At 43.6% G+C, this 24,694-nt stretch carries 29 protein-coding genes; 5 read left to right on the top strand and 24 right to left on the bottom strand.

The window, feature by feature from the left end; all coding sequences use genetic code 11:
- Positions 1-98: 98 nt before the first annotated feature.
- From MHB62_RS08120 to MHB62_RS08090, 7 genes are all read right to left on the bottom strand, one after another.
- A complete protein-coding gene (locus MHB62_RS08120) occupies positions 99-2,039 on the bottom strand; it encodes a stage V sporulation protein D (protein WP_003245048.1) in 1,941 nt (646 codons plus the stop codon).
- Between the two features lie 116 nt (positions 2,040-2,155).
- The gene (gene pbpB, locus MHB62_RS08115; protein WP_009968930.1) at positions 2,156-4,306 is read right to left on the bottom strand and encodes a penicillin-binding protein 2B; all 2,151 of its coding nucleotides are present in this window, start codon (positions 4,304-4,306) and stop codon (positions 2,156-2,158) included.
- Positions 4,303-4,656 (bottom strand): cell division protein FtsL, encoded by a 354-nt coding sequence (ftsL, locus tag MHB62_RS08110; RefSeq protein ID WP_003232200.1) that lies wholly within the window; start codon positions 4,654-4,656, stop codon positions 4,303-4,305. The genes pbpB and ftsL overlap by 4 nt, the downstream gene beginning before the upstream one ends.
- A 39-nt stretch (positions 4,657-4,695) precedes the next feature.
- Positions 4,696-5,631, bottom strand: a complete 936-nt coding sequence (gene rsmH / locus MHB62_RS08105; protein WP_003245724.1) for a 16S rRNA (cytosine(1402)-N(4))-methyltransferase RsmH — start codon at positions 5,629-5,631, stop codon at positions 4,696-4,698.
- Positions 5,632-5,700: 69 nt separating this feature from the next.
- Positions 5,701-6,132 carry a division/cell wall cluster transcriptional repressor MraZ gene (mraZ, locus tag MHB62_RS08100; RefSeq protein ID WP_003221402.1) on the bottom strand — a complete coding sequence of 144 codons (432 nt, stop codon included), beginning with the start codon at positions 6,130-6,132 and terminating at the stop codon, positions 5,701-5,703.
- A 125-nt stretch (positions 6,133-6,257) separates the two neighbouring features.
- On the bottom strand, positions 6,258-7,877 hold the full coding sequence (bshC, locus tag MHB62_RS08095) for a bacillithiol biosynthesis cysteine-adding enzyme BshC (protein WP_003245571.1): 1,620 nt from the start codon (positions 7,875-7,877) through the stop codon (positions 6,258-6,260).
- Positions 7,878-7,947: 70 nt separating this feature from the next.
- Complete coding sequence (locus MHB62_RS08090; protein WP_003232206.1) at positions 7,948-8,844, bottom strand: 2-dehydropantoate 2-reductase; 897 nt, start codon at positions 8,842-8,844, stop codon at positions 7,948-7,950.
- Positions 8,845-9,003: 159 nt separating this feature from the next.
- Between MHB62_RS08090 and MHB62_RS08085 the strand changes: the two genes are divergently transcribed.
- A complete protein-coding gene (locus MHB62_RS08085) occupies positions 9,004-9,486 on the top strand; it encodes an N-acetyltransferase (protein ID WP_003244940.1) in 483 nt (160 codons plus the stop codon).
- Between the two features lie 56 nt (positions 9,487-9,542).
- Here the strand turns inward: MHB62_RS08085 and gerR are convergent, their stop codons facing one another.
- The 3 genes from gerR to MHB62_RS08070 all read right to left on the bottom strand — a co-directional run bounded on the left by gerR (position 9,543) and on the right by MHB62_RS08070 (position 10,989).
- Positions 9,543-10,124 carry a sporulation specific transcriptional regulator GerR gene (gene gerR / locus MHB62_RS08080; RefSeq protein ID WP_003232210.1) on the bottom strand — a complete coding sequence of 194 codons (582 nt, stop codon included), beginning with the start codon at positions 10,122-10,124 and terminating at the stop codon, positions 9,543-9,545.
- Between the two features lie 145 nt (positions 10,125-10,269).
- Positions 10,270-10,449, bottom strand: coding sequence for a 50S ribosomal protein L32 (rpmF, locus tag MHB62_RS08075; RefSeq protein WP_003154457.1), 180 nt, complete (start codon positions 10,447-10,449; stop codon positions 10,270-10,272).
- Positions 10,450-10,470: 21 nt separating this feature from the next.
- Positions 10,471-10,989 carry a DUF177 domain-containing protein gene (locus MHB62_RS08070; protein WP_003232214.1) on the bottom strand — a complete coding sequence of 173 codons (519 nt, stop codon included), beginning with the start codon at positions 10,987-10,989 and terminating at the stop codon, positions 10,471-10,473.
- A gap of 27 nt (positions 10,990-11,016) precedes the next feature.
- Between MHB62_RS08070 and MHB62_RS08065 the strand changes: the two genes are divergently transcribed.
- Both MHB62_RS08065 and MHB62_RS08060 read left to right on the top strand, forming a co-directional pair.
- Complete coding sequence (locus tag MHB62_RS08065; RefSeq protein WP_003232215.1) at positions 11,017-11,202, top strand: hypothetical protein; 186 nt, start codon at positions 11,017-11,019, stop codon at positions 11,200-11,202.
- Positions 11,199-12,446, top strand: coding sequence for a nucleotidyltransferase (locus tag MHB62_RS08060; RefSeq protein ID WP_003244707.1), 1,248 nt, complete (start codon positions 11,199-11,201; stop codon positions 12,444-12,446). The genes MHB62_RS08065 and MHB62_RS08060 overlap by 4 nt, the downstream gene beginning before the upstream one ends.
- Before the next feature lie 16 nt (positions 12,447-12,462).
- Here the strand turns inward: MHB62_RS08060 and ddcP are convergent, their stop codons facing one another.
- On the bottom strand, positions 12,463-13,488 hold the full coding sequence (gene ddcP, locus MHB62_RS08055; protein WP_003245451.1) for a protease DdcP: 1,026 nt from the start codon (positions 13,486-13,488) through the stop codon (positions 12,463-12,465).
- 1 nt (position 13,489) lies between these two features.
- Positions 13,490-14,272, bottom strand: coding sequence for a patatin family protein (locus MHB62_RS08050; RefSeq protein WP_003232221.1), 783 nt, complete (start codon positions 14,270-14,272; stop codon positions 13,490-13,492).
- 180 nt (positions 14,273-14,452) lie between these two features.
- Here MHB62_RS08050 and spoVV point away from each other — a divergent pair, with 180 nt between their 5' ends.
- On the top strand, positions 14,453-15,679 hold the full coding sequence (gene spoVV, locus MHB62_RS08045) for a dipicolinic acid transporter SpoVV (protein ID WP_003245492.1): 1,227 nt from the start codon (positions 14,453-14,455) through the stop codon (positions 15,677-15,679).
- A gap of 10 nt (positions 15,680-15,689) precedes the next feature.
- Here the strand turns inward: spoVV and coaD are convergent, their stop codons facing one another.
- The 8 genes from coaD to MHB62_RS08005 all read right to left on the bottom strand — a co-directional run bounded on the left by coaD (position 15,690) and on the right by MHB62_RS08005 (position 20,402).
- On the bottom strand, positions 15,690-16,175 hold the full coding sequence (gene coaD / locus MHB62_RS08040; protein ID WP_003245283.1) for a pantetheine-phosphate adenylyltransferase: 486 nt from the start codon (positions 16,173-16,175) through the stop codon (positions 15,690-15,692).
- Positions 16,176-16,179: 4 nt separating this feature from the next.
- Positions 16,180-16,734 (bottom strand): 16S rRNA (guanine(966)-N(2))-methyltransferase RsmD, encoded by a 555-nt coding sequence (gene rsmD / locus MHB62_RS08035; protein ID WP_003232227.1) that lies wholly within the window; start codon positions 16,732-16,734, stop codon positions 16,180-16,182.
- A gap of 322 nt (positions 16,735-17,056) precedes the next feature.
- Positions 17,057-17,329 carry a YlbG family protein gene (locus MHB62_RS08030; RefSeq protein ID WP_009967171.1) on the bottom strand — a complete coding sequence of 91 codons (273 nt, stop codon included), beginning with the start codon at positions 17,327-17,329 and terminating at the stop codon, positions 17,057-17,059.
- A gap of 54 nt (positions 17,330-17,383) precedes the next feature.
- Complete coding sequence (gene ricF, locus MHB62_RS08025) at positions 17,384-17,833, bottom strand: regulatory iron-sulfur-containing complex subunit RicF (RefSeq protein ID WP_003221370.1); 450 nt, start codon at positions 17,831-17,833, stop codon at positions 17,384-17,386.
- 115 nt (positions 17,834-17,948) lie between these two features.
- The gene (locus tag MHB62_RS08020; RefSeq protein WP_003232231.1) at positions 17,949-18,188 is read right to left on the bottom strand and encodes a YlbE-like family protein; all 240 of its coding nucleotides are present in this window, start codon (positions 18,186-18,188) and stop codon (positions 17,949-17,951) included.
- Between the two features lie 15 nt (positions 18,189-18,203).
- A complete protein-coding gene (locus MHB62_RS08015) occupies positions 18,204-18,602 on the bottom strand; it encodes a YlbD family protein (RefSeq protein ID WP_003232233.1) in 399 nt (132 codons plus the stop codon).
- Positions 18,603-18,831: 229 nt separating this feature from the next.
- A complete protein-coding gene (locus MHB62_RS08010; RefSeq protein ID WP_032721504.1) occupies positions 18,832-19,872 on the bottom strand; it encodes a CAP domain-containing protein in 1,041 nt (346 codons plus the stop codon).
- A gap of 83 nt (positions 19,873-19,955) precedes the next feature.
- Positions 19,956-20,402 (bottom strand): CBS domain-containing protein, encoded by a 447-nt coding sequence (locus MHB62_RS08005; RefSeq protein WP_003221362.1) that lies wholly within the window; start codon positions 20,400-20,402, stop codon positions 19,956-19,958.
- Positions 20,403-20,541: 139 nt separating this feature from the next.
- Between MHB62_RS08005 and MHB62_RS08000 the strand changes: the two genes are divergently transcribed.
- Complete coding sequence (locus MHB62_RS08000; protein WP_003232238.1) at positions 20,542-20,904, top strand: YugN family protein; 363 nt, start codon at positions 20,542-20,544, stop codon at positions 20,902-20,904.
- 31 nt (positions 20,905-20,935) lie between these two features.
- Here the strand turns inward: MHB62_RS08000 and ctaG are convergent, their stop codons facing one another.
- The 4 genes from ctaG to ctaD are packed head-to-tail and all read right to left on the bottom strand — an operon-like array spanning position 20,936 to position 24,682.
- On the bottom strand, positions 20,936-21,829 hold the full coding sequence (gene ctaG, locus MHB62_RS07995) for a cytochrome c oxidase assembly factor CtaG (RefSeq protein WP_003244967.1): 894 nt from the start codon (positions 21,827-21,829) through the stop codon (positions 20,936-20,938).
- Between the two features lie 26 nt (positions 21,830-21,855).
- Entirely contained in the window at positions 21,856-22,188 is a 333-nt protein-coding gene (gene ctaF / locus MHB62_RS07990) for a cytochrome c oxidase subunit IVB (protein ID WP_003232242.1), read from the bottom strand.
- Positions 22,189-22,190: 2 nt separating this feature from the next.
- Complete coding sequence (ctaE, locus tag MHB62_RS07985; protein WP_003232244.1) at positions 22,191-22,814, bottom strand: cytochrome c oxidase subunit III; 624 nt, start codon at positions 22,812-22,814, stop codon at positions 22,191-22,193.
- Positions 22,814-24,682 (bottom strand): cytochrome c oxidase subunit I, encoded by a 1,869-nt coding sequence (ctaD, locus tag MHB62_RS07980; RefSeq protein ID WP_003232245.1) that lies wholly within the window; start codon positions 24,680-24,682, stop codon positions 22,814-22,816. Before ctaD ends, ctaE begins: the two co-directional genes overlap by 1 nt.
- Between the last annotated feature and the right edge of the window lie 12 nt (positions 24,683-24,694).

Genomic DNA, 24,694 nt, shown 5'->3' with positions numbered 1-24,694 from the left:
GCATACAGTTCATATTTTAGCGTAAATAAAAGGATACATCCAGCTAATCTTGAAAGATATCAGCATTTTTTCTGCAATAAAAGAATAGGCAGCCCGAATCAATCGGCTGCCTCCTTTTCATCTTCTTCAGTCAAATACACGCGTATCTTTGAGCCTTCTTTTACTTTCGTTCCGGCAGCTGGCGATTGTTTAACGATTTTGCTCCCTTTCCCGGAAGCATCCACATTGAGATTCACCAATAGTGACTCAAGATCTGAGACAGACATCCCTACAACATTCGGAACTTCTATTGTTTTTGTGTCGTTCCATTGGTATTTTTTCTCGATTTGATTTTTCCGGGGCTTCACACCAAGTTCCGGCAGACTGTCTCTCATAATATTTCCGACAATAGGCGCTGCCACCGTTCCGCCAAACTGAATCGTGCCTTTCGGGTTATCCACCGCAACGTAGACGACTAGACTCGGATCATCTGCTGGCGCGAAACCGATAAATGATACAATATGGTTGTTTTCAAGATATTTTCCATCTTTAACCTTTTGTGCAGTTCCCGTTTTTCCTCCGACACGATATCCTTCTACAAATGCATTGCGGCCGGTTCCTTCTGCGACGACGCTTTCTAGAGCATAGCGGATTTGTTTGGATGTTTCCTCAGAAATGACTTGTTTCTTTGCGATTGGTGATTGTTTTTTGACCGTTTTCTTCGTAACAGGATCGATCCATTCCTTTGCAATATAAGGTGTATAGAGCGTTCCTCCGTTTACAGCGGCGGATACTGCTGCAACCTGCTGAATCGGCGTGACGGATACTCCCTGTCCGAAAGCCGTAGTTGCTTGCTCCACCGGGCCCACTCTCTCAAGCGGGAATAAGATGCCTGTTCCCTCGCCTTGGAGATCAATCCCCGTTTTTTGTCCAAAACCAAAGTCTTTGATATATTTGAAAAGCTTTTCCTTTCCTAAGCGCTCGCCTAATTCAACAAACCCCGGGTTGCAGGAGTTCTGCACAACTTCCAGATACGTCTGCAGCCCGTGCCCGCCTCTTTTCCAGCACCGCAGTCTCGCTCCGTCCACTTCAGCATGCCCTTTATCATAAAATTGATCCCGTTTCAAATTTACTTTTTGCTCTTCAAGGGCTGCTGCAAGTGTAATAATTTTAAAGGTAGATCCCGGTTCATACGTGCTCCATACTGGCAGATTTCGATTGTAGACGGACGGATCAACAGATTGGTAATCAGCAGGGTCGAAGTCAGGCCTGCTAGACATCCCCAAAATTTCTCCGTTTTTCGGATTCATGGCTACGGCAATCATGCCGTCCGGATGATATTTGGCCTCAGCGTTATCAAGCTCTCTTTCCATTATCGTCTGAACCTTTGAATCAACTGTCAGCTTCATATCAAGCCCATCCTTAGGCGGCGTATAGTCATCCGCTTCATCAGGCATCTTCTTCCCCTTGGCATCTGTATAAAACTTAACAGAACCTTTTTCCCCTTTTAAATCATCGTCGTAATAGGCTTCAAGTCCAAGGAGCCCTTGGTTGTCAATTCCTGCAAATCCAAGCACATGAGATAAAAAGCTGCCGAACGGGTAATGACGGATACTGTCCTCCGCAACATACACACCTTTTAAATCAAGCGCTTTGATTTCTTTCGCCTTCTCATTTGAAATTTTTCTCCCTTCAGGAGTGATCTTTTCGATTGACGCTTTTTTTGTCACATGTTTATATACTTTTTCTTCTGACATATTGAGCACCGCCGCAAGCTGCTTGCTCGTTTTCATCGGATTCTGAACTTGGCGCGGCACGACGAATACGGTCGGCGCACTTTTATTTGTTGCGAGCTTCACACCATTCCGATCCAGAATCTCGCCTCTCTCCGGCTCAAACGGCAAGTTCCGGCTCCAGGAATCTTTCGCTAGCGAAGTCAGTTTTTCGCCCATCACAAACTGAACATACCCCAGCCTTGTATCAATGATCAGAAACACGATCACGCCAAAAAGCAAAACAAATAATAAACGTTTTCTAACCGTTACATTCGAGACGCGCAAGAGACCGTTCACTCCTTATTTAGGCTTGTTTCATTTTATGCCTGAATTTGGACAGGTAGAACGATGCTCCTCTGAAGGCATAAAAAAAGAAAGCCTGCATAACGACGGCTTTCTTTTTAATCAGGATTTTTAAACTTAACCTTGATTACGGTTTTGTCTTTGATTTCTTTGTCTTTCTTAACACTTTGGCTGACAGCGTAGCCTTGTCCGCTTACTTCAATATGAATTCCCGCGAGCTCGCCGTACTGCAGAACCTCTCTTCTCGACCAGCCTGTCATATCAGGCATTTTGATTTTGCCGCCCGTTTTCAGGAAGACCTTTTGATTGGTGAGAACTTCCTCATCCGCTTTCGGATACTGTTCTTTTACAGCGACATCACTGCCGATGACAATTGGTGTGAGATTCTCCTCTTTTGCTTTCTTTTGAGCAGCAGCTACCGTTTGATCTGTTAAATCAGGCATTGTCTGCGCTTTTGTTTCTTCCTTATCTGAGTCAGATTTTTCAGTTGGTTCGATGTTTAGGTAGTGCAGGCTATTTTTCATTGTTGGATTGAAGATTTCTGATACTGGATCTGAACTGCTTTGTCCTGCTTTTAGTTGCGGCTGCTGTACAGCAACATAAATTAAAAGCTCAGGATCATCTTTTGGCGCCATACCCATAAACGAAAAGATATAGTTATCTGTGCCGTCTAAATATCCGCCTTTACCGGCTATTTGCGCAGTACCTGTTTTCCCGGCAACATCAAAACCTTCGATTTTATAAGCTTGCCCTGTTCCGATCTTCGATGTAACGACTTCTCCTAATATATCCCGCACCTTTTTCGCAGTACTTGCAGAAATTGGAGTTCCGGCTGATTCCGGCTTATTTTGATAAATAGTTTTATCTTTATCAGGGTCAACGATATGGTCAATGACATAAGGTTTCATCATTTTACCGTCATTTGCAATTGCCGTTGCGGCCTGAATCTGCTGAATTGGTGTGACCGCAGACGCTTGGCCATATGCAGTTGACGCCTTATCAAATTCATATTTAAAGTTGATTTTGCTGGAGACTTCTCCTGGCAAATCAATACCTGTTTTCTGGTAAAAATTGAATTTGTGCAAATATTGATTGAGGCGGTCATATCCCAGCTTTTCTTTCGCCAGTTTCGCAAAAGCGACATTCGACGACCTTAGGACGCCGTCATGATATGTTGTCGGACCCCAGCCTACACCGTTATTGTGATCCTTAACAGGTGCTCCGCCAACTTCAAATGTCCCTGATTTATATTTTTCGTTCGCATTAAACACGTTTTCCTGCATCGCAGCAGCGAGTGTAAAGATCTTCATCGTGGACCCGGGTTCATACGCATATGAAATCAAATCATTATAGTAGTTTGTCACATCGCGCTTGTTCGGATCAAAGCTTGGGCGCTGTCCCATGGCAAGGACTTTGCCCGTTTTCGGATCAACGACTGCGGCCATGATTTTTTTCGGATTATACTTTTGCGCCACTTTTGTCATGCTGTCTTCCAAAAAGGTTTGAATTTTCTGGTCAATGGTTAAATATACATTGTCACCATTTTTTGGCGCTGTAATTTTATTTTTGCTGTTCGGGAGCTCCCAGCCGGATTTGTCGCTTTCATATGTCACATATCCGTCCCGCTCCTTCAAATACTTATCCAGCACTTTTTCTAATCCCATCGCGCCGGAAATTTCATTTGTTTCTTCATCAACCTCGGCATAGCCGATTAGATTAGATGCAAATACTCCGTTTGGATAGTAGCGTTTTGTATCCCGTAAAAATGAAATGCCCGGGAGTTTCATTTTTTCGATTTTTTGCTTTTGTGAATACGTAATATCCCGGCCAGCTGAGCCAAACTCGACTTGTTTTGCATCTTTATTTAAGATATCAAGGATGTCGGCCTTGTCCAAGTTTATCACTTTAGACAATGCTTCCGCCGTTTTTTCTTTGTTTACAACATGCTGAGGATGCTTGACATCAGTGGTCATTTTTTTATCGAGAATCGCAATCAGTTTATACGTCGCTGTGTCCTCTGCAATGACTTTTCCTTTTCGGTCTAAAATCGAGCCGCGGCTCGCTTCGATGGTCCGTTTCTTTTCATGCTGCTCTGTCGCTTTTGTCGCAAGCACTTCGCCGTTCGCTTTTCCGGTTATTTGAATATATGCCATTCTCCCCAGGATGACAAAGAAAAAGAGAGCGAAACAAATACTTAGAATCGCTGCTCCTCTATTCATAAATTTATTCTTTTTTGGCATTTGAATCATTCCTGTATGTTTTTCACTTTTTTATCTTTTAAATTCAAGCCGTTCTTTTTCGCAATGTCCATAATGCGCTGCGGTTTGCTTAAATCAGCAACGCTTTTTTCGAGGTCACCAATTTGCTTATTTTCGGATGAAATTTGCTCCTCAAGCTTTTGCACCTCAATATTGGTTTGATATGCCGCATACGCCTTCGATACGATCAAAAGCGATACGCTGAGCACCGCCGCAGCAAAGAGGACAAGAAGCACTTTTTCTCCGAGAGTAATGGAAGCCCTTTTCTTGACAATCACTTTTTTCTCAGGACTGATCGCATGCCGCTGCTGTTTCTCTGGTTGGTAAGCTAAATTGCTCATAGGCTGATGACCTCCTTTTAATTTTGCGTTCGCGTTTCGTTATTTTCTTTTTTCAGCAATCCGAAGCTTGGCAGAACGAGCCCGGTTGTTCTCTTCAAGCTCTTCTTGAGATGCCGTAATCGGTTTTCGTGTGATGAGCTTCAGCTCCGGTTCAAACTCTTCCGGTATAACAGGAAGTCCCGGAGGAAGTTCCGGAAGCGACGACTTTTCTTTAAAAGTGGTTTTGCAAATTCTGTCTTCTAGCGAGTGGAAGGTAATGACCGATACCCTGCCCCCTGGCTTCAGAACCTCAATTGCCTGCTCCAAAGCTTCTTCAAACACCCTAAGTTCATCGTTTACGGCAATTCTGATTGCCTGAAACACGCGTTTAGCGGGATGTCCCCCGCTCCTTCTCGCTGGAGCGGGAATCGCGTCTTTTATTAGATCGACCAGTTGGCCCGTAGTTTGAATAGGAGACTTCATTCTTGCCTCCTCAATTTTTCTGGCGATCTGTTTACTGAACTTCTCTTCTCCGTATTTAAAGAAAATACGGACGAGATCCTCATAGCGCCACTCATTAACGACTTCTTTCGCCGAAAGCGTAGCCGACTGGTCCATCCTCATGTCCAACGGTGCGTCATGATGGTAACTGAATCCGCGCTCCGGTGTATCCAGCTGCGGAGAGGACACCCCTAAATCAAATAAAATGCCGTCTACTTCTGTAACGCCTTGTTCATTCAAATATTCTTTTAAATACCTGAAATTGCTTTTAATCAGAATGAGCTGTCCTTTATAATCGGACAACACTTCTTTAGCATGCTGTAATGCCGTATCATCTTGGTCAAAAGCGATTAAACGCCCCTTCTCGGATAACTGCTGCAATAAGTATGTACTATGCCCAGCTCCGCCGAGTGTGCAGTCTACATATGTACCGTCTGGTTTAATATTAAGTCCGTCTACGGTTTCACGAAGAAGTACTGTCTTGTGTTGAAACATATTGTGTTGGTCCCACCTTTTATCAGGATGAATTGAAATTGTTTTTAGAGTGTTATACACGAAGAATCATTATATATCAAACCCAATCATGTTTTCAGCAATTTCAGCAAATGAATCTTCTTGCTCTTCTGTGTATTGTTCCCAAATTACTTTACTCCACAATTCAATTCGATTAGAAACCCCGATAACAACACATTCTTTTTCCAGTTTGGCGTAATTCAATAGAGATGATGCGATATTTACCCTGCCTTGCTTATCCAGTTCGCATTCAGTCGCCCCTGAAAAGAAGAAACGGGTAAACGCGCGGGCATCTTTCTTTGTGAGAGGAAGAGCTTTTAGTTTTTCTTCAATTTGTTTCCATTCGTGCATAGGGTAGCCGAAGAGACATTGGTCAAGTCCTCTAGTCAGCACAAATTGCTCACCTAGGCCTTCTCTGAATTTAGCGGGTACGATCATGCGGCCTTTCGCATCGATGGTATGCTGATATTCACCCATAAACATGATCTCTTGCCCCACTTTCTCTCCTTAACTCACCACTATTCACCACTTCGCTCCACAACTTCATTTTACACTGTTTACCCATAAAAAAAAACCCTGAACTAGTCAGGGTTCTTTAAAACTTTATTTCAAAGTTTGACAACTTGATGTTGATTTTGAAAAGAAAATGGCAGATTCTTGAATGTCGTGAAGAATTTTGGACCGTACCTGTTCAAATAATACATGATATTCCAAATCCGTTCTTGCGGCGCAAGAAGCGGCTTAATGCTATTTTGAATTCTTTCATAATCCTTCAAGACGTAGCCTTCTTTTTCTTCAATTCGCTTCATCACCGTGCGCTCTAAGAATTGAAGCTGATCCTGAATAAAAGCGGCATTTTTCAGAAGTAAAGGTTCCAAGCTTTGATCAACCTTTAACGCCTCCTGCCGGACCGTTTTGTGAATCGCTTCAATTTGGCTTTTCGCCTGATCCATCACCGCCGTAAACTCTTCCGGAATCTGGCGCTCGAAGTATGTCTCTCTTTGATTCTCCGTTCCGCGCTCAATCGCGTCTTGTAATGAGATATTCCGTTCAGCCAGTTTTTTCTCAATATGCCGCTCAAGTATCGTAATGTTCAGCCTTGGCATGACAGGAGGCATTTTGAAGCCCATCACCGCAAATGCCTGTTTGAGCTCGCCCCAATAATTGATTTCCCCAGGCCCTGCAATAAATGCTAAAGTCGGAATGAGAAATTCCTGCATTAACGGTCTCGTTACAACATTGTTGCTGAAACGCTCTGGATGTTCTTCCATATGTGTATGAAGTTCATCCCTCGTCCATCCTAGATCAAGCTCTTTGATGACAAATCGGCCGTTATCTTTTTCAATTAAAAAACGCTCATCTTCGTATTCATAAAACAGATTCGCCTGCTCTTTTCCGGACTCGATAATCGGTTTGTAGCCTGCTTGACGCATGAAGGCCTGCTGATCTGATACAGCCCGGGCGAGTTCATCATTTTCTCGAAGAATCTTTTGGAACATGGCCGTTTCCAGCTTTTTAATCCCCGGATCCCCAGAATTTAATAAAACTAAGCCCTCTTCTTGGAACAAATCCGCGATCAGCAGTTCAAAGAAGTCAGTAAACGTAACAGATTCCCTTAAACATCGTTTCACATTGTCGAGAAGTGTATTCGTATGGTCTGTTTCTTCAAAAGCGGCAAAAACATCATCTATCCACGCGGCACACTTTTCCTGATCAAGCGATGTACTCGCTGCTGATGATTTCTTCCAATAAGACTGAGGCAGCTTTTTTTTCACAGGCCCATTCTCTTCAGATGTGTGAACAAAATTAATCTCATCCAAATCGTGGTCTTCTCCAGCCACCCAGAAGATTGGTATGACAGGCACTTGCAGTTCCTTTTCTTGTTGCTTTGCTAAAACAATGATTGAAATGATTTTATGTATGGTGTAAAGCGGTCCTGTTAAAAGTCCTGCCTGCTGTCCGCCGACTACAGCGGCACTTGACGGGTCCTTCAGCTTCTCAATAGCAGACTGCATCGCACTTGAACCGAATTTATTATGGTAAGAGGTTAAGTACGCCGCCAATTCCTCTCTTGCGAAAAACCGGGAAGATAAGTCTTCCAGTCTTTCGCGCCACATGTCCTTATGATGAATACTGTAATCAAAAAAAGAAGACATTTCTTCTTTGCCATCTATATAGTGCTGTACAAACACATTCTGATTTTTGATGGAAAGTTCAGTTAGCTGCATCTTCTAGAACTTCCTTTCTCCAATAAATAGTTAGTGATCCGAAATGAGTATAGCATGTTACCGAAAAAGCTCAAAAGACTTTGTTTGTATTTCGCTCCAATGCTTTGATGCTGCCATATAAAAACTCTAGGTGGACGGCATCAAGACCTTGAAGACTTGCTTCCTTCAATAAGTATCCGATAATGGCGTCAGCTTCCGTCTGCCGGCCTCCAATGACGTCAACCAGCATTGATGAACGATTCTCTTTCGTTTGCCCACAAACGGCCTGAACCCGCTCCCAAGCCTTTTCTTCATTTTCAAGTTTTAAAATGCGGCATGCCTCCTGAAATACCAGCTTCATAAAAGCCAGATAAGCTGGCGTTGTCAGCAGTTCTCCATTTTTCACTTGCAATAACGCAGTTAAAGGATTAATACACGCATTTACAATCAGCTTGCCCGTCAGCAGACGGTACCAATCCGTCTCATAATAAATCGGAAAATCCGAATGGTTATGCTGAAACAAGATGTTCAGCCGGTCTGGTTCAGCATCGTCGAACGCGCTCCATTTTATCGCACCTAGGCCTGTATGATCAACAGCTGTATCCGATTTTCTTACAGCTCCGTGCTCAACGATTCCAACATAAATGGAATGGCCAACGTGCCAGTCTTTTAGGTCGTGGATATGCCCCATGCCGTTTTGCAAAAATAATATATTCGTCTTCCCGATTCGTTCAAGCGACGAAAAAACAGATTGAAGCTGATGCTGCTTCACTGTCACGACAAGCAGGTCAAAGTCCGAATTGATACTCGTGTCCGCACTGCAATCAGCCCTGAATTCCTCCCCGCCTTTATAAAGCCGGATTCCTTCAGACTGAATGGCCGCAGCCTGTTCTTGCCGCCTCGTCACAACAGTCACGTCGTGATAAAGTGACAAATAATAGGCGCATAAAAGACCAACGGAGCCTCCGCCGATAATTCCAATTTTCATGATGTCACACCCAATTTAGCATTTACGTATTATCATAGCAGAAGTAAGAAGAAATTACTTCTCAAAGATCCCATGTGCTTAAAATTAAAGTTTAAATATTTGGATTTTTTAAATAAAGCGTTTACAATATATGTAGAAACAACAAAGGGGGAGATTTGTTTGACAAAGGTAGAACGTCTGCTTATCAACTATAAAACGCTGGAAGAATTCAAGAAATTCAAAGAATACGGCATTCAGGAGCTTTCAATGCTTGAAGAACTTCAGGATAATATTATTGAAAATGACAGCACCTCGCCTTTTTACGGGATTTATTTTGGCGATAAACTTGTAGCACGAATGAGTCTGTATCAAGTTAACGGCAAATCGAATCCCTATTTTGACAACCGCCAGGATTATTTGGAGCTGTGGAAGCTTGAGGTTCTTCCGGGCTACCAGAACAGGGGATACGGGAGAGCCTTGGTTGAATTTGCAAAATCATTCAAAATGCCGATCCGGACAAATCCGAGAATGAAATCAGCGGAATTTTGGAACAAAATGAACTTTAAAACTGTTAAGTATGATATGGCGCGGGACAAAGGGGAAAACCCGCTCATCTGGCATCCTGATATGGATCGCGAAATGACACCGGGAGAGTCTGCATAGAAATCAAAACAACCGGCCTATTCTTACTATAGGGCCGGTTCATTTCAGGCGTTTCTTTACGTTTCTTGAGCCGCTTTTTTCATTCTTCCGTCTTCCTTCGAAACAACCATTTTTCTGGCCCGATCCATGATATCGATCAGTGCCTTGTAATCCTCTTCTGTCATCTCTAGCTGATTCCGCAATGTCTGATTTTCACTCCGCAAATCCTCAAGCTCTTTTTGCAGCGATTGGATTTGCTCCTTCAATTTTTCCCTTTCAAGCTGAAATTCTTGTGCAGACGGTGTTTCTTTGAATTGTTCGAGAAATTGAATGACATCCTGAATGGACAAATCTCGTTTTCCTTCTGACGATGCCGAGGCAGTCTGCTTCATGGAATTCGGCATATTGACCGAATGAACGCCGATTTGCTTTCTCAGTTCTTTCCTTTGCTTTTTTGCAAGCTCTATACCTGACTGGTATTGTTTTCTCACATACGAGTTCCACCTGAAACCACAGGCTGCCGCGGTTCTGGTCAGCGCCCTTCCAACCTCCTCAAAGGCTGAAAGCTGTGTTCCTCCCTCTCGAATATGACGAAGCACCACTTCTGCCAGCAGCAAATCCTCATCCTGAGTCCAAGCATCTTGTCTTGTAATGGTCAAATTCAATCTCCCTCCATGTCAGCTTATTTATCTCATACATATGCCGGTAATAGATTAGATAGACTATTTGCACTCACAAATTTTCCGCAAGCTGACAGGAAGAGAAAAAGAAAAAGCGCAGGGCTTTCACCCTGCGCTTTTCTCATTAGTTACTTTTTACATTTATGTCTTTGCCGTTGTATGATCCGCATGCTTTGCATACACGGTGAGACAACTTCATCTCTCCGCATGACGGACATTCTGTCATACCAGGTACATTAAGTTTGAAATGTGTACGGCGCAATCTTTTCTTCATTTTAGAAGTTCTTCTAAAAGGTACAGCCATTATTCCCACCTCCTTAAAGAGTTAAGATTCATCATCTTGTTTTAAGAGCTTTTCAAGGGCTGCAAGTCTCGGATCAACTTGATTCTTCTTGTCTTCTTCCGAAATGACTTGCCAATCCTTTCCTTCTTGAGGAGCAGCTCCTTTTTCTTGTTCAGATTCACAAAAGATTTGCATAGGGATTTCTAAAAGAATTTCTTCTTTCACGATCGGAGTTATGTCGATAGTATCGTCCTCAACAATGTGAACGTCATCATCTTCTATATCATCCGTGTGATGAAATATAAACAGTTCTTTTGTTGAAATTTCAAATGGATACGGAACATCAACGAGTGTTCTTGAGCATGGCAAAAGCATTTCGCCTGAAATTGTAAAATCAAACGAAACCTGTTTGGATTTGATATCCGCTCTGCCCTTCACCCGAACGGGAGAAATGCGGCGAATGTCAGAATTCAGCTTTGTCAGCTCATTTAACTCAACTGTTTCATCAAACTCAAAACTTTGTTTTGGCATTTGATGCAGCTGATAAATCGTCCATTTCATTTGTATCACCTCAGGAAAGCAACAAACATGATTATAGCTTTTAAGATTGTTTTTGTCAATATTTTTTCTTTACAGCATAATGCTGCCATTGAAGTATCGTTGACAGCGGAATATGCTATGCATACACTTAAAACAAAAATAAGGCGTAAGAGTTTTCATTTGCAAATGTACCATACGTTTTTAAACATAGCAAGAAAGGCGGAAAAAATATGAAAGCTGTCGGATTGGTGGTTGAATATAATCCCTTTCATAACGGTCACCTTTATCATGCCCAAACAGCAAAGCTGCAAACCGGATGTGACACGGCTGTCGCGGTCATGAGCGGACATTTTTTACAGCGCGGGGAACCCGCTGTTGTATCAAAATGGGCCCGAACAAAAATGGCGCTGCAAAGCGGAGTTGATCTTGTCATTGAGCTGCCTTATCTTTATGCCGTGCAAAAAGCAGACATTTTTGCACGCGGCAGTGTTTCCATCCTGAACGAACTTGAATGTGAGGCGCTGTTTTTCGGGAGTGAAAATGGGGATATCAAGCCTTTTTTAGAAACAGCACAGCTTATTGATGAGCATAAACATATATTGAATGACCGAATTAAAGAAGAACTTAAAAAGGGGGCCAGTTACCCAGCAGCGGCGGCTATCGCCTTCAGCTCCATTTTGCATACTGAAAGTGCACTTGACTTGTCAAAACCAAATAACATTTTGGGATACCAGTATGTGACCTCGATTCTAACCGGGGGATATCCTATGAAACCTTATACTACGGCACGAATCTCTTCGGACTATCATGATGCCGATCTCCCTGAAGGCGAAAACCATATAGCAAGTGCCACAAGCATTAGAAAAGCGATGATTGGCCAGAATCTCGAAGCCTGCCTTCGTTTTCTCCCTGCTGCATCTGCACGTGAATTAGCAGCTTACCGCAAATCTTTCGGATTGTGGCATACACCTGAAAGCTACTTTTCTTACTTAAAATACAGCCTTTCAACTGTAACGGCACGGGAATTACAGCAAGTATACGAGGTGGAGGAAGGTTTAGAGCACAGAATTATTCGTTCGATCAGAAAATCCAGCTCCTATCAGGAATTTATGGAACTGCTGAAAACAAAACGCTATACGTGGACAAGGCTCCAGCGGATGAATACACACATTTTAACCAGAACAAAAAAACAGGATATGCAAAAGCTGCTTGACAACGATAAGGCGCCGTATATCAGGCTTCTCGGCATGACGAAAAAAGGACAGGCTTATTTATCCGAAAAGAAAAAAGCACTGTCTGTTCCGCTTGTCAGCAAACTGTCCTCTTTCTCCCATCCAGCTCTCGATCTGGACGTAAAAGCAAGCAGGATTTACAGCCTGCCGATAGAAGAGCCGCTGAGAACTGAGTTTGACCTACAGGAATACGGACATGCACCGATTCGATATGACGAAGATGAACAACACTTTTTAAATGTATAGAAAAAGCACCTGAGAATCAGGTGCTTTTCGCTTTCAGCTTATTCAAATAATCAATCGCATCCTGCATGGTATCAACAGGCACAATCTTCATATTTGAATCAATATCTTTTGCTGTTTTTACTGCGTTCTTATAATCGGAATTGCTGGCGCCGTTTTGATTTGGCGCGAAGAAAATGTCTTTTCCGGCTTTGTCTGCGGCGACGACTTTTTGATCAATGCCGCCGATCGGGCCTACTTTTCCGTCAACATCAATCGTACCTGTTCCCGCAATATCGTAGCCTTTTGTTTCGTCTGGTTTTGTCAGCTGATTATAGATTTCAAGGGACATCATTAACCCTGCTGACGGGCCGCCAATATTTTCGATTTCAAAATCAATATCAGGCTCTACCTTCACGTTTCTGTCTGTATAAAGCGAAACTCCGATTCCTGCCCGATCCGGCTCATCAGGAAATTGTTTTAACGTAAGGGTGACACGCTTTTCTTTTTCTTCTCTTTCGATCTTTAACGTGACTTTATCTCCCGCTTTTTTGCTGCTGATATAATCAATCAGCTTTTCAGCAGACTGATAGTTTTTGCCGTCTGCGCTGATGATTTTATCACCGACTTCTATTTTCCCTTTTGCCGGCATGTTTTCTACAACTGAGCTTGCGTATATGCCGTTAAAGGAATAGCTGACTTTTTTTCCTGCCTTTTGATAGGCGGCTATAACCGCATTTTCTTGCGAGCTTTTCATCATTTGGAGCTGTCTTTTCATATACTCCTTATCTGATTCGCCTTCCTCCTTAATGCTCTCATCAGGAACAATTTCATAATAAGGGTGCATCTTTGCCCACACATATGTAAATGGATTAGCCGGTCCCACTTTAACAGTCATTAAGGACAGACTTCCTTTTTCCGGGTAGCCTCCCTCCACTTTTATCAATGAAGCAAGCTCTGTCGCTTCTCCCGGTTTTGTAATATAGTATGGAAGTTTTATAAATGATAAAACGGCGATCAGTATGAGGATGACGAGCATCCAGCTAAAATGTTTTTTACGTAGCAAATTATGAGCCCTCCCAATTCTCTATTTCTTTTCTTATCTTGCTGATCATTCGGTTTGTCGCCTCTTCGCCTGCCGATATCATTTCTTCAATATTGGCAAACGAGCTTGAGCTGTATGTTTCAAGGGAAGGGCGAATCATGATATCTGCGGCAATTGTTTGATGCCGCACTAATTCATTTTGCAGTATATCCATACTTTGCATAATCACATCAAAAATATGCACTGCTGTTTCAGTTTTTCGAACCCTGGAAACATCCGAAGCGATGATAATATCAGCTCCCATGTCTTTCACAACAGAAACCGGAATTCGATCGACGACCGCGCCGTCTACAAGAAGGCGTCCGTCCAGCCGCTGCGGAATAAAGATACCCGGGATGCTGATGCTGGCCCTCACTGCATCTGACACTGATCCTTTTCGGAACACAATCTTTTCTCCCGTCTGTAGATCACACGCAACAATGCCCAGCGGGATTTGGAGCTCTTCAATCGGTTTTCCGAATGTATAAGCATGCACAAGCTGTCTGACGCGGTCACCTTTTAAAAAACCGAGTTTCGGCACCGTATAATCAGCATAAAGCCTTCGTTTAAAGGCTTTGGCTACTTTTTTCATCGTTGCCACGTCATGTCCGGCGGCGTAAAAACTGCCCACCAAAGCGCCCATGCTGCTTCCTGCAATCATATCCACTTCAATTTGGTGCTTATGTAAACTGGAAAGCACACCGAGATGAGCAAGCCCTCTGGCCCCTCCCGATCCTAACGCTAACCCGATTTTAGGTTTGGCCAAAGCGTTAACCTCCTGCCTGAATTCCCTGTATACCGAATTCTATGGTCTAAACTGAACCCCTATGCTCGTATATTAGTACAAAGAATCAAGAGGACAGGTACTGCTTGGCCGTTTTACATCATACATTATTTTATCATGATATACATGTCATTGGGCATTTTTAGCATCGGGGAGGTAAGAATGAACTTGTCGAAGATTAATACACTTTTGATTGCCTCGTTTTTTCTTTTTTTAACAGCGACTGTCATCTCACATCCACAGGCCTCATTCGAAGCCTCTAAAACCGGGCTGTCTATGTGGTGGGAGGTTGTGTTTCCGTCATTGCTGCCATTTTTTATTCTGTCCGAACTCTTAATCGGCTTTGGCATTGTGCGGTTTGTCGGTGTTTTGCTTGAGCCTTTTATGCGGCCGATCTTTCGCGTGCCGGGTGTCGGCGGCTTCGTTCTTGCTATGGGAATGGCATCAGGAAACCCAGCGGGCGCAAAACTCACTGCCCGTCTGCGGCAGGAAAATCAGATTTCAAGAGTAGAGGCAGAACGGCTCGCGTCGTTTACCAATTCTTCAAACCCGCTCTTTATTTTCGGCGCTGTTGCCGTCGGTTTCTTTCAAAACGCATCACTAGGCATTTTATTAGCTTCTGCACACTATTTGGGGAATCTTGCCGTCGGTTTAACAATGCGCTCCTATGGCCGCAAGGAAGAGCAGCATCTCAGAAGAAAGAAAACGATACCTTTCCCTTCAGTCAAAGATGCTTTACACGCTCTTCATACCGCCAGACTTGCAGAAAAACGGCCCTTAGGTAAAATTTTAGGCGACGCCGTGACGTCTTCTGTTCAAACGCTTCTTATGGTAGGCGGCTTTATTATTTTATTTTCTGTCTTCAATCGGCTGTTGTCAGTGGTCCAGCTGACTGATGTTTTGTCTGTTTTCACAAAAGGAGCACTGACTTTGTTTCAGCTTCCGACTCAATTGGACATTCCGCTTTTATCAGGGATGTTTGAAATTACATTAGGCAGCAAGCTTGTCAGCGAGACAGATGTTTCTCTTCTGCAAAAAGCCATTATCGTCAGCTTTATTCTTGGGTTTAGCGGCTTTTCCGTACAAGCTCAGGTGGCAGGTATTTTATCGGAAACCGACATTAGATTTAAACCATTCTTTATCGCACGTTTGCTGCAGGGCGTTTATGCCGCTGTCTTCGTCATGCTTTTATGGAAACCTCTTTACACAGCATGGCATGATCCGTATCAGTATGTATTTAAATCTCTTAACAGCAGTGACATGTCAACTGCCTTTATAAACGGCTGGAATCTGCTTGTGCAGATCGGACCTGCTGTCACACTATGCGCGCTGTTTACGTACATTATCATTTTTTCTTACAGACTGACAAACGGAACAAAAAAAGGATGAGTCAAAACCCTCATCCTTGTCTGAATTTTTGCTGAAGCGCCAACTCTACTTCCGGCGGTACAAACTCTGATACCGAGCCGTTGTATCTTGCCACTTCTTTTACGATGCTTGAACTTAGAAACGAATATTGATTGTTTGTCATCATAAAAAACGTCTCAATAGATTCATCAAGCACCCGGTTTACTGATGTCCCCTGCATCTCGTATTCAAAATCAGATACAGCTCTCAAGCCTCTTAAAATCGCTTTCGCATTTTTTCTTTTTGCATAATCAATTAACAGGCCTTGCGATGTTTCAACTGTTATGTTCGGAATGTCTTTTGTGACTTCTCTCAGAAGCTCACACCGTTCTTCCACACTGAACAAAGGCTTTTTTGAAGAATTATTCAGCACACATACATACACTTGTTCAAAAATATGCGCCCCGCGTTTGATGATGTCCAGATGCCCGTAGGTCACAGGATCAAAACTGCCGGGACAGACAGCTATACTCGCCACCTCACTACCCCCTCTTTTTATAAATCGCTACACCTGTTAACCCATAGGTTTCTTTTCTTGTCATCACAAGATCTCCTACGGTTTCGGGAAGCTCGACCTCTCTGTCATGCTCAGCGACGATAAAGCCGTCTTCTTCCAGCATTTGATATTCGTCAATCAAAGTTAAAAGTGCTTTCAGCTTTTGTTCCTTATACGGCGGATCGAGAAAAATTCCGCGAAAGCCGGTTTCTCTTTTAGCAGCAGCGTGCAAAGCACGTTCCGCATCATTGCGGTATACCTGTGCATGTTTTGTAAGCTCCAGCGTTTTCAAATTAGATTTTACCGTTTGAATCGCTTTAAAATCACGGTCAACGAATATACAATGCTCAAACCCGCGTGAAAGCGCTTCGATTCCAAGACCTCCGCTCCCTGCGAATAAGTCAAGTCCCCTGCCCCCGTCAAAATAAGGGCCGATCATATTGAAAATGGATTCCTTCACTTTGTCGGTTGTCGGTCTTGTTGATGTTCCGGCTACAGCCTTTAGTGAACGGCCTTTTTTTGATCCAGAAATTACTCTCATGTTCCACACCACTTTTTCTAAAAGCTATTTTGTTTCTTTATTCGGCCGGACGCCGCTATGTACATAGAAAAAAATCAATCCTATCTTAACATAAAGCATTCTTCCAAACAATGAACGCTAATCTTGATAAACAGGTGTATAGGCAGCATGATCCTTGTCCATACTATAAGCAACAGCATCTAGAGGATGTTGTTGCCAACCGCGGAGAAGACTTACGTTTCCCCATAAGTTCTTCCTCCGGTTTCTCCTCTCCCTTTGCCTTCTCCTTAACATATTAAGGAATAGAAGGACCCCGCAGATGCCTGCGGGGATTTTTTTATAGCTATATGCCGATTTTATAATCGTATTCTTTTGCCTTATCAAGCTTTGACTCGAATTCCAATTTTAAAAACGGTTTATAAGAAGGCTCCACTTTTTTCACAAATGAGTAAGACGCAATCTTGTCCATTGTTTTTTCAATTTGGTCCATATCACAGTACAGTACGACATATTTTAATCGTTTTGATACATAGTGCACATTCCCGAACTTCCTCAGCATTTTGCTCTGCTTTAGGGAGTGCAGATACACAACCATGCCCTGGCGCCTATTCTCCAATACAATCACCTGCCTGTTTTCTCTTATATGTAAAAGACGAGACGGCCAGTCTCGTCAGGACACTTTACATCCGCAGCTTCCGCCTGAACCGCAACCGCCTCCGCATGAAGACAAACCGTCAAAATAAGGGTTCCCAGTCGGAACTTTCACATGCTCCGAAACAGCTGTCCCAATCTCAACGCTGACCTCATCAAGAATGGACTGGAGCTCATTTTCAGCTCTCTTGAAGTCAGCCACCTTATCGTTCAGGTCCAGCTCACGTTTGATCTCCCTCATTTTCCGGGATATTTCTCTATAGTCAGGATGATATTTGCCAAAACGCTGTACATCCTCATACTGCTCTTTTATTTTGATAAAAGAACGAATAATCCGACCTGCCTCTTCATCTTCCTGGAGACGCTTGTAACAATTGCGGTAGTTCTCAGCCGTCTCCGACTGCAGAATCATCTCGGCAAGCTGCTGAGCTTCACTTTGAAGCCGCACGGATTCCATCGTCGCATACATAACATGCACCTCCAGTTGTTAGTTTACCATGAAACCAGCCAATTGGAAAATGCTTAACCGCAGCCGTATACAAAACCTTATGTCCGCATGAAAAAAGACCCTTTTTCGGGGCCTTTTAATCTTTTGTCCGCATCGCTTGAAACATTTGCATCATCATTTGCGCCATTTGAATCCCGTTCGTAAACTGATTCACCCGATGCGGAATGGTTTTTTCATAAAAATTCATCATTTCAAGCTGAAAGGAGGACAGATCATCCGGTTTTCTTGAAAGCCTGCGGTACCATATCGGCTGTTCTCTGATGAATCGTTTCCGTTCTTCGTTTGCTAAAATATATTCCTGAACCTCTTTGCGCATATGAGCTCCCCTTTTTTAATCCTTTCGAAAAGAAAAAGGATGCTGTCCAGAGCCTGGCTGAGAATGCTTCTGTCCGCTTCCGGAAAATGTATTAAGAAGGCTTTGCAACGATGAGATCGACTGGCTCATTTTATTGATTTGTTCGTTCATTTGATTGACATCCATCTTTTTCACCGCTGTCACCATTTTCGAGACAAAATCATTTTTTTGCGGTGTTTCAGGCACAGCTTCAGAAGCTTCTTCCGGTTCCCGATACGGATCCCAAATCGGATCGCTCTCCCCGAAGAGGACCCAATTTTCATATACGTCCTGCCAGCTTCTTTGTTCTTTGCGCACTTCTTTTATCAGCTTGGGATGCTTTTTGACGAATTGTTTAAAGTCATTGATTGAATGATTGGCATGTTGATTCGCCACAATCCTCACCCCCTCCGAAAATCGTTACCTACTACAATGTATCGTTTTGTCGGGCATTGTGTTCGCCTATATTCATTCCCAAATGAATTTTTAGCGATATCCCTATACACTGGTGAAAAAGCCTGACTGAAGGAATTGGAAACGGCTTATCTGTAAGCTATCAGCACATTCATTCAGACCAGTTTGTATGGAAATAGAAAAAACCGGGACCATTCGTCCGCGGCTTTCATTACCATCGTTTAATAAAATTTTGGGTGTAATATTTTCGGTCTACTCCGACTCCAAGATGCGTATAATCTGAATTCAGAAGCGCTTTTCGATGGCCTTCGCTATTCAGCCAGCCTTCTACAGCGGCCGGACCGTCCACATAATTGTATGCGATATTTTCTCCCGCTTGCTGAAAGTCAACATGCCCTTCTTCTAAGCGGTCTTTCAGCGAGCCGTATTTTTTAGAGACATGGGAGAAATAATTATTTTCCTTCATATCCTCACTATGTCCAAATGCCACCTCCGCCGTTGGCTGATCCCATTCAAGCTTCGCAAGTCCATGTTTAACGCGTATGACATTCGTCAAATCAAGAATTTGCTTTTCACTCGTTGTTTGGATTTTTCTCCATTTCTCGTCTGAAACGGCTTTCGGTTTAATTAATTCTCCGCGGTACACTACCTCATAAGGTCTTTGCTTTACAAAGGTTTGCGCATCAAACGCCCTAATGCTGGATAGCTTCCCCTCAAATTTGTCCATATACAGCTGAACATACATCTTTCCTACCTTTACAGTCGGTCTTGTATTGATATCTTCTTCAGAAAATTCAAACCGATAGGAATTTCCTTTATACTCTACATTCACAAATGGTGCCACCTGGGTGGTCTTGAATACTTCGCCAGTTGATTCTCCAATTTTGAAAGGCTTGGCGTTAATATCATTACCCGACGCGAATAATGTGACCACTTTATTGTTTAATACCCCGATTTGGATATATTGATCCTTACCTTGATTGTATACCCACCAATCGTAATCATAAGCCGAAGGGTCAATACGTTCAGGTTCCCCAAGCTTTTTCGTTACTTCATCGGCGTGCTTGCCCATGAAGGACAATAACCCTGAAGTCGGCATATGTATTCGTTTGCCGCTTTGCGCTTCCTCATTCGACACCTGAGGCTCGCTGTCATTTGATTTCTTTTCAGGAACAGATCCATATTGAATAAACAGAACATAGGTTCCGCAGATAATCAAAAGGATAACCATTGCTCTCAATATATTTTTCAATCTATCACCCCCGTGGCGATTCACAATCTCTTGTTTACATCCCATTACAATACAGCCTATTTAACATGTCAAAGATTTATGTGTTAATGAAAAAAGCCTTCTTCTCTATTATCCCCTTCGGAAATATCCGATAAGGCGCTGCCGGCACGTTCATTCGTTTGCTCAGATAAAGAAAGATCACCAAGCGTGACAATTCCAGTCAGTTTTTTATTTTTTGTAACTGGTATCCTTCTGAGCTGATGCGATGCCATCAAATGAAGAACCTCATCGACTGAAGCATCTTCCTCCACACTGACAGGTTTTTCAGTCATCGCGTCAGTGATTTTTTGCGAGTTCGGTTTTTTGATGGCGATTCCTCTTAATACGAGATCGCGGTCGGTTACGATGCCGACCAATGTTTCCCCGTCCTCATCAACTACCGGTATCGCTCCTACATTTGCGTCCTTCATCTTTACTGCAGCTTCATATACATTATCTAATACCGTGCAATATTGCAAGTCGGCTGTCATCAGATCTTTTATTTTTGTCATCCGTTTAACCTCCTTTAGTCTAGTGCTATTGTCGTCAAAATTTAATTTTTGCATACTTTCAAAAGAAGAAGATTCATTGAAAGTTTAACGCTTTCATACTATGATTGTCAGGAAAGGTAATTTTTATAAGGAGGGGTCAGTGTTGAAGTTTACTGAAAGCGGACTTGAAGGGGTTAAGGCTGAGCTCAGCTGGCTAGACGACTTAATGGAAAGCAAAGGTCTTATCAGAGCGGGTCAATGGGATTACGAGAGAGTCACCTATGACAAGAAGTTTTCGACGATTGAGGGTACGTTTTACCTGCGGATACAAGGTATTGCGGCAGAAGGCGATGTCGGAAGCGGGCGCGCCGTGATTCAATTAATGTCCCCTCTCCTAGGAAAGCATTACTACCCTCATGGAGTAGAATATGGAGAAACGGAAGAGTTTCCCGTACAGGTTGTGACAAAAAGCAAGGCACTGATTCAGGACATAGCCAACATGTTAAAAACAGTTCAAATGTAACGAAAAGGTACAGCATATTTCGCTGTACCTTTTATGATATCGTCTGCTGAATATACGGCGGCTCCTCCTGCCCGTCCTTTTCCCTTTCTTTCTTCACCCATTGGAAAAAAATAACGGCCAAAAAAGTACCGTACACAATTTCCTGAATGATTTTCATCATGACTGCTCCGAGCTGCTGATCCTCTAACAAAGGCAGTGTATTCAACATCTCTGGCCCTGTTAATGGGACCTGCCCCATCATATCCGCTGGCACGCAAAGCCTCATTGCCTCAGCCCATAAAGCCGGATCTGTATAGGTGGCGTATAACGGTGCACCGCTGAACATGATCAAGGCGCAAGCAGGTGTGAGCAGCATACCGTCCGCCATAATATAACCCAGCTTCATCAAGCCGCTGAGCTGCCGTAGACGCTCAACCTTATGAACAAGCGGCCACCACATGAAGAACGCAAGCACAAAGATAAGCCAAGTGATTAATGTATGGTAAAACGGATCTGTTTTGACAGTATCAAATATAAGCGGTACATGATATAAAGAAAAAATGCCGTTAAACAAAAGCAAAGCAATTAAAGGCGTCGTAAAAAAGGAAAAAACCGGTTTGATTGAAGGCCTGAAAATGATTTTTTCCCAGAGCCATGCAGGAATCCCCGCGATTAACAGCGGCGGGACAACCAAATACAGGACGGCCATCTGCACCATATGCGCACTGAACATAATATGTCCGAGCAGATCAACCGGGCTTCCCTCGGCTGCATATAAAAACAGCATCGCCGACAGAAAGCACACCATCTCTTTACCAGTTATTCGATTCGGCTTTGAAGACATTCGCCTGTAAAAATAGAGATAAAGCGCCGTAATGCCTAACAGGATACAAAAAAGATAAGGGCTCCACATCGCGCGAAACCCAAATATCTCCAACTGATTCATTTCTTCACCTCCGGCGGCTGTTCAAATTACCACCATATAATTGTCACAAACGCAAGCACAGTGATAAACGCGACAAACACCCCTGAATACAAAAACAGTGCCGGCGCCTCATGCCCTTTCTGATTCATATGCATGAAATAATACAGCTGAAAAATGACTTGAATTGCAGCTAGCAAAATAATGAAAGGAATCGTAAACCAGCTGCCGACACCGTCCGTGGCCACAGTCAGAAATGCAACAATCGTAAGACCGATCATTAAACCAAAAGACAGGACTTGATATTTCATCTCCCGGGCATGCTTTTTTTTCTTAAATTCAAGGTCGCTATTGATATGCCCTCTGCTTTTTTTATCGACCATGTTTATCCCACCATCCCCATTAAATATACAACGGTAAAGATGAAGACCCACACGACATCAATAAAGTGCCAATAAAGGCTGGCAACGTAAAACTTAGGCGCCGTATACAGATTCAGCCCTCTCTTGGCATTGCGGATCATAAGCGTGCTGATCCACATAAGCCCAAATGCCACGTGGGCGCCGTGTGTACCGACAAGCGTGTAAAACGCAGAACCAAGGGCAGAGCTTGTGATGGTAAAGCCAAATTCATGGGTGTAATGCTTGAACTCATAGATTTCCAGTCCTAAAAAGCCCGCCCCCAATAAAATCGTAATTCCCAGCCAAAGCTGCATCTTGCCGAAGGAAAAGTTCTTCATGTGGTACATCGCGTACACACTCGTTAAACTGCTCGTTAATAGAAGCATTGTGGCAATGAATACAAGTGTCACATCGAACATTTCCGTCGTAGGCGGATCACCGGCATTTGAATTCCGAAGCGCAAGAAACGTGGCGAAGAGAGACGCAAACAGAACAGTCTCTCCGCCAAGAAAAAGCCAAAAGCCTAAAAATTTATTTTTCCCTTCCAGGGTTACTTTTTCAGGAGAAGCTGGAAAGGTTTCTGCGGTGAATTTTTCTTGAACTTGCATTATGCCTTCACCCCTTTATCATCGTTCGGCAGTTCCTCTTTATGAATATGATAGCCGTGATCATCAATTACTGAACGAAGCAGCATCGTAATAAATGTGATGCCGAGCCCGATAAAGATCACCGGCAGGCCCCAAGCGTAATCACTTCTGTACAGCAGCCCGAACGCTGCGACAAAAAGGCCGAAGGAAATGATGAGCGGCAGGATTGAGCCGTTTGGCATATGAATATCATCAACCGGTTCCGCCGGCGTCATTGATTTGTGCCCTGCCTGCTTCTCGATCCAAAGCGGATCAAGTCCTCTGACAAAAGGAAGCTGTTTAAAGTTATACTCCGGCGGCGGTGAAGAAACGGTCCATTCCAGCGTACGTCCGTCATGCCATGGATCAGCACCTACATATTCACCTTTTACCGATGTCCATATGACATTGACCAGCAGAAGAATAACAGCTGCCGCCATAAAAAACGCCCCGATTGTACTGATCAAGTTGCCGGTTTCCAGACCCTGTCCTGGCAAAAACGTATAAACCCGGCGCGGCATCCCCATTAAGCCGACAAAATGCTGAATGAAAAACGTGAGGTGAAAGCCGATAAAAAACAATACAAATGAAATTTTCCCCATCGTTTCATGCAGAATTTTACCGAACATTTTCGGCCACCAGAAATGAACACCGGCTAAAAGGCCGAATACAACGCCGCCAATAATGACGTAGTGGAAGTGCGCAACCACAAAATACGTATCATGAAACTGATAATCAGCCGCAGCAGCTGCCAGCATGACTCCCGTCACACCGCCGAGCACAAAGGATGGAATAAATGAGACAGCATACAGCATAGCGGTTGTATACTTCACATTTCCTCCCCAAATCGTCAACAGCCAGTTAAAAATCTTAATCCCGGTCGGAATCGCGATAGCCATTGTTGCAACCGCAAAAATCGCATTTGCAATCGGGCCGAGACCAGTCGTGAACATGTGGTGCACCCAAACCATAAAGCCCAGAAAGCCAATGAGCACGATTGCAAAAACCATTGAAGAATAGCCAAACAAACGCTTTCTGGCGAACACAGGGATGACCTCAGAAAAAATACCGAATGCAGGCAAAATTAGGATATAAACCTCCGGGTGGCCGAAGATCCAAAATAAATGTTCCCAAATGACCGTATTTCCGCCAAGCTCCGGATTAAAGAAATTGGTTCCGAACAGCCGATCCAGCATCATGAGAGCCAATCCAACCGTAAGCGGCGGAAACGCGAACAAAATCAATGCCGAGGCCACAAATGTCGTCCATGTAAACAAAGGCAGCCTCATATACGTCATGCCCGGAGCCCTCATGTTGATAATCGTGGCCAAAAAGTTAATCCCGGCTATCAGCGTCCCGAGCCCCGATATTTGGAGTCCGAGGACGAAAAAGTCTATGCCGTGCCCTTTAGAATGAAGCGAAAGTGAGGCATATGATGTCCAGCCCGCATCTGGCGCTCCGCCCAAAAACCAGCTTAGATTTAAGAAAATGCCCCCGAAAAAGAAGAGCCAAAAACCAAGCGCGTTTAAAAATGGAAACGAAACGTCCCGAGCCCCGATCTGCAAAGGCACAACCGCATTCATCAAGGCAAATAAGAGCGGCATCGCAGCCAGAAAGATCATCGTCGTTCCGTGCATAGTCATTACTTCATTGTACGCTTGAGCACTGAGAAACGCATTTTCCGGCTTTGCAAGCTGAATTCTGATAAACATCGCTTCAATTCCCCCGACAAGAAAGAAGAATCCCCCTGCCACTAAATAAAGAATCGCGATTTTTTTATGGTCCACCGTCGTCAAATAATCCCAAAGCATAGATCCGCGCGTCCGCTTTTCTGTAAGCGCATTCAACATATGTGACCTCCC

This window comes from Bacillus sp. FSL K6-0255, from assembly GCF_045040725.1.
Classification (GTDB): domain Bacteria; phylum Bacillota; class Bacilli; order Bacillales; family Bacillaceae; genus Bacillus; species Bacillus subtilis.
This window is presented reverse-complemented; position numbering and strand designations above follow the sequence as displayed.

Excerpts from the sequence above, each read along its gene's own strand:
- rpmF (WP_003154457.1), bottom strand. The coding sequence starts at position 10,449 with ATGGCTGTACCTTTTAGAAGAACTTCTAAAATGAAGAAAAGATTGCGC.
- MHB62_RS08060 (WP_003244707.1), top strand. The coding sequence starts at position 11,199 with ATGAAAGCTGTCGGATTGGTGGTTGAATATAATCCCTTTCATAACGGT.
- ctaG (WP_003244967.1), bottom strand. The coding sequence starts at position 21,829 with ATGAATCAGTTGGAGATATTTGGGTTTCGCGCGATGTGGAGCCCTTAT.
- ctaD (WP_003232245.1), bottom strand. The coding sequence starts at position 24,682 with ATGTTGAATGCGCTTACAGAAAAGCGGACGCGCGGATCTATGCTTTGG.
- ftsL (WP_003232200.1), bottom strand. The coding sequence starts at position 4,656 with ATGAGCAATTTAGCTTACCAACCAGAGAAACAGCAGCGGCATGCGATC.
- MHB62_RS08090 (WP_003232206.1), bottom strand. The coding sequence starts at position 8,844 with ATGAAAATTGGAATTATCGGCGGAGGCTCCGTTGGTCTTTTATGCGCC.
- MHB62_RS08005 (WP_003221362.1), bottom strand. The coding sequence starts at position 20,402 with ATGACAAAAATAAAAGATCTGATGACAGCCGACTTGCAATATTGCACG.
- MHB62_RS08070 (WP_003232214.1), bottom strand. The coding sequence starts at position 10,989 with ATGAAATGGACGATTTATCAGCTGCATCAAATGCCAAAACAAAGTTTT.
- spoVV (WP_003245492.1), top strand. The coding sequence starts at position 14,453 with ATGAACTTGTCGAAGATTAATACACTTTTGATTGCCTCGTTTTTTCTT.
- MHB62_RS08020 (WP_003232231.1), bottom strand. The coding sequence starts at position 18,188 with ATGCGCAAAGAGGTTCAGGAATATATTTTAGCAAACGAAGAACGGAAA.
- mraZ (WP_003221402.1), bottom strand. The coding sequence starts at position 6,132 with ATGTTTATGGGTGAATATCAGCATACCATCGATGCGAAAGGCCGCATG.
- rsmD (WP_003232227.1), bottom strand. The coding sequence starts at position 16,734 with ATGAGAGTAATTTCTGGATCAAAAAAAGGCCGTTCACTAAAGGCTGTA.
- ctaE (WP_003232244.1), bottom strand. The coding sequence starts at position 22,814 with ATGCAAGTTCAAGAAAAATTCACCGCAGAAACCTTTCCAGCTTCTCCT.
- bshC (WP_003245571.1), bottom strand. The coding sequence starts at position 7,877 with ATGCAGCTAACTGAACTTTCCATCAAAAATCAGAATGTGTTTGTACAG.
- MHB62_RS08065 (WP_003232215.1), top strand. The coding sequence starts at position 11,017 with ATGATTATAGCTTTTAAGATTGTTTTTGTCAATATTTTTTCTTTACAG.
- ctaF (WP_003232242.1), bottom strand. The coding sequence starts at position 22,188 with ATGGTCGATAAAAAAAGCAGAGGGCATATCAATAGCGACCTTGAATTT.
- ricF (WP_003221370.1), bottom strand. The coding sequence starts at position 17,833 with ATGTATGCGACGATGGAATCCGTGCGGCTTCAAAGTGAAGCTCAGCAG.
- pbpB (WP_009968930.1), bottom strand. The coding sequence starts at position 4,306 with ATGATTCAAATGCCAAAAAAGAATAAATTTATGAATAGAGGAGCAGCG.
- rsmH (WP_003245724.1), bottom strand. The coding sequence starts at position 5,631 with ATGTTTCAACACAAGACAGTACTTCTTCGTGAAACCGTAGACGGACTT.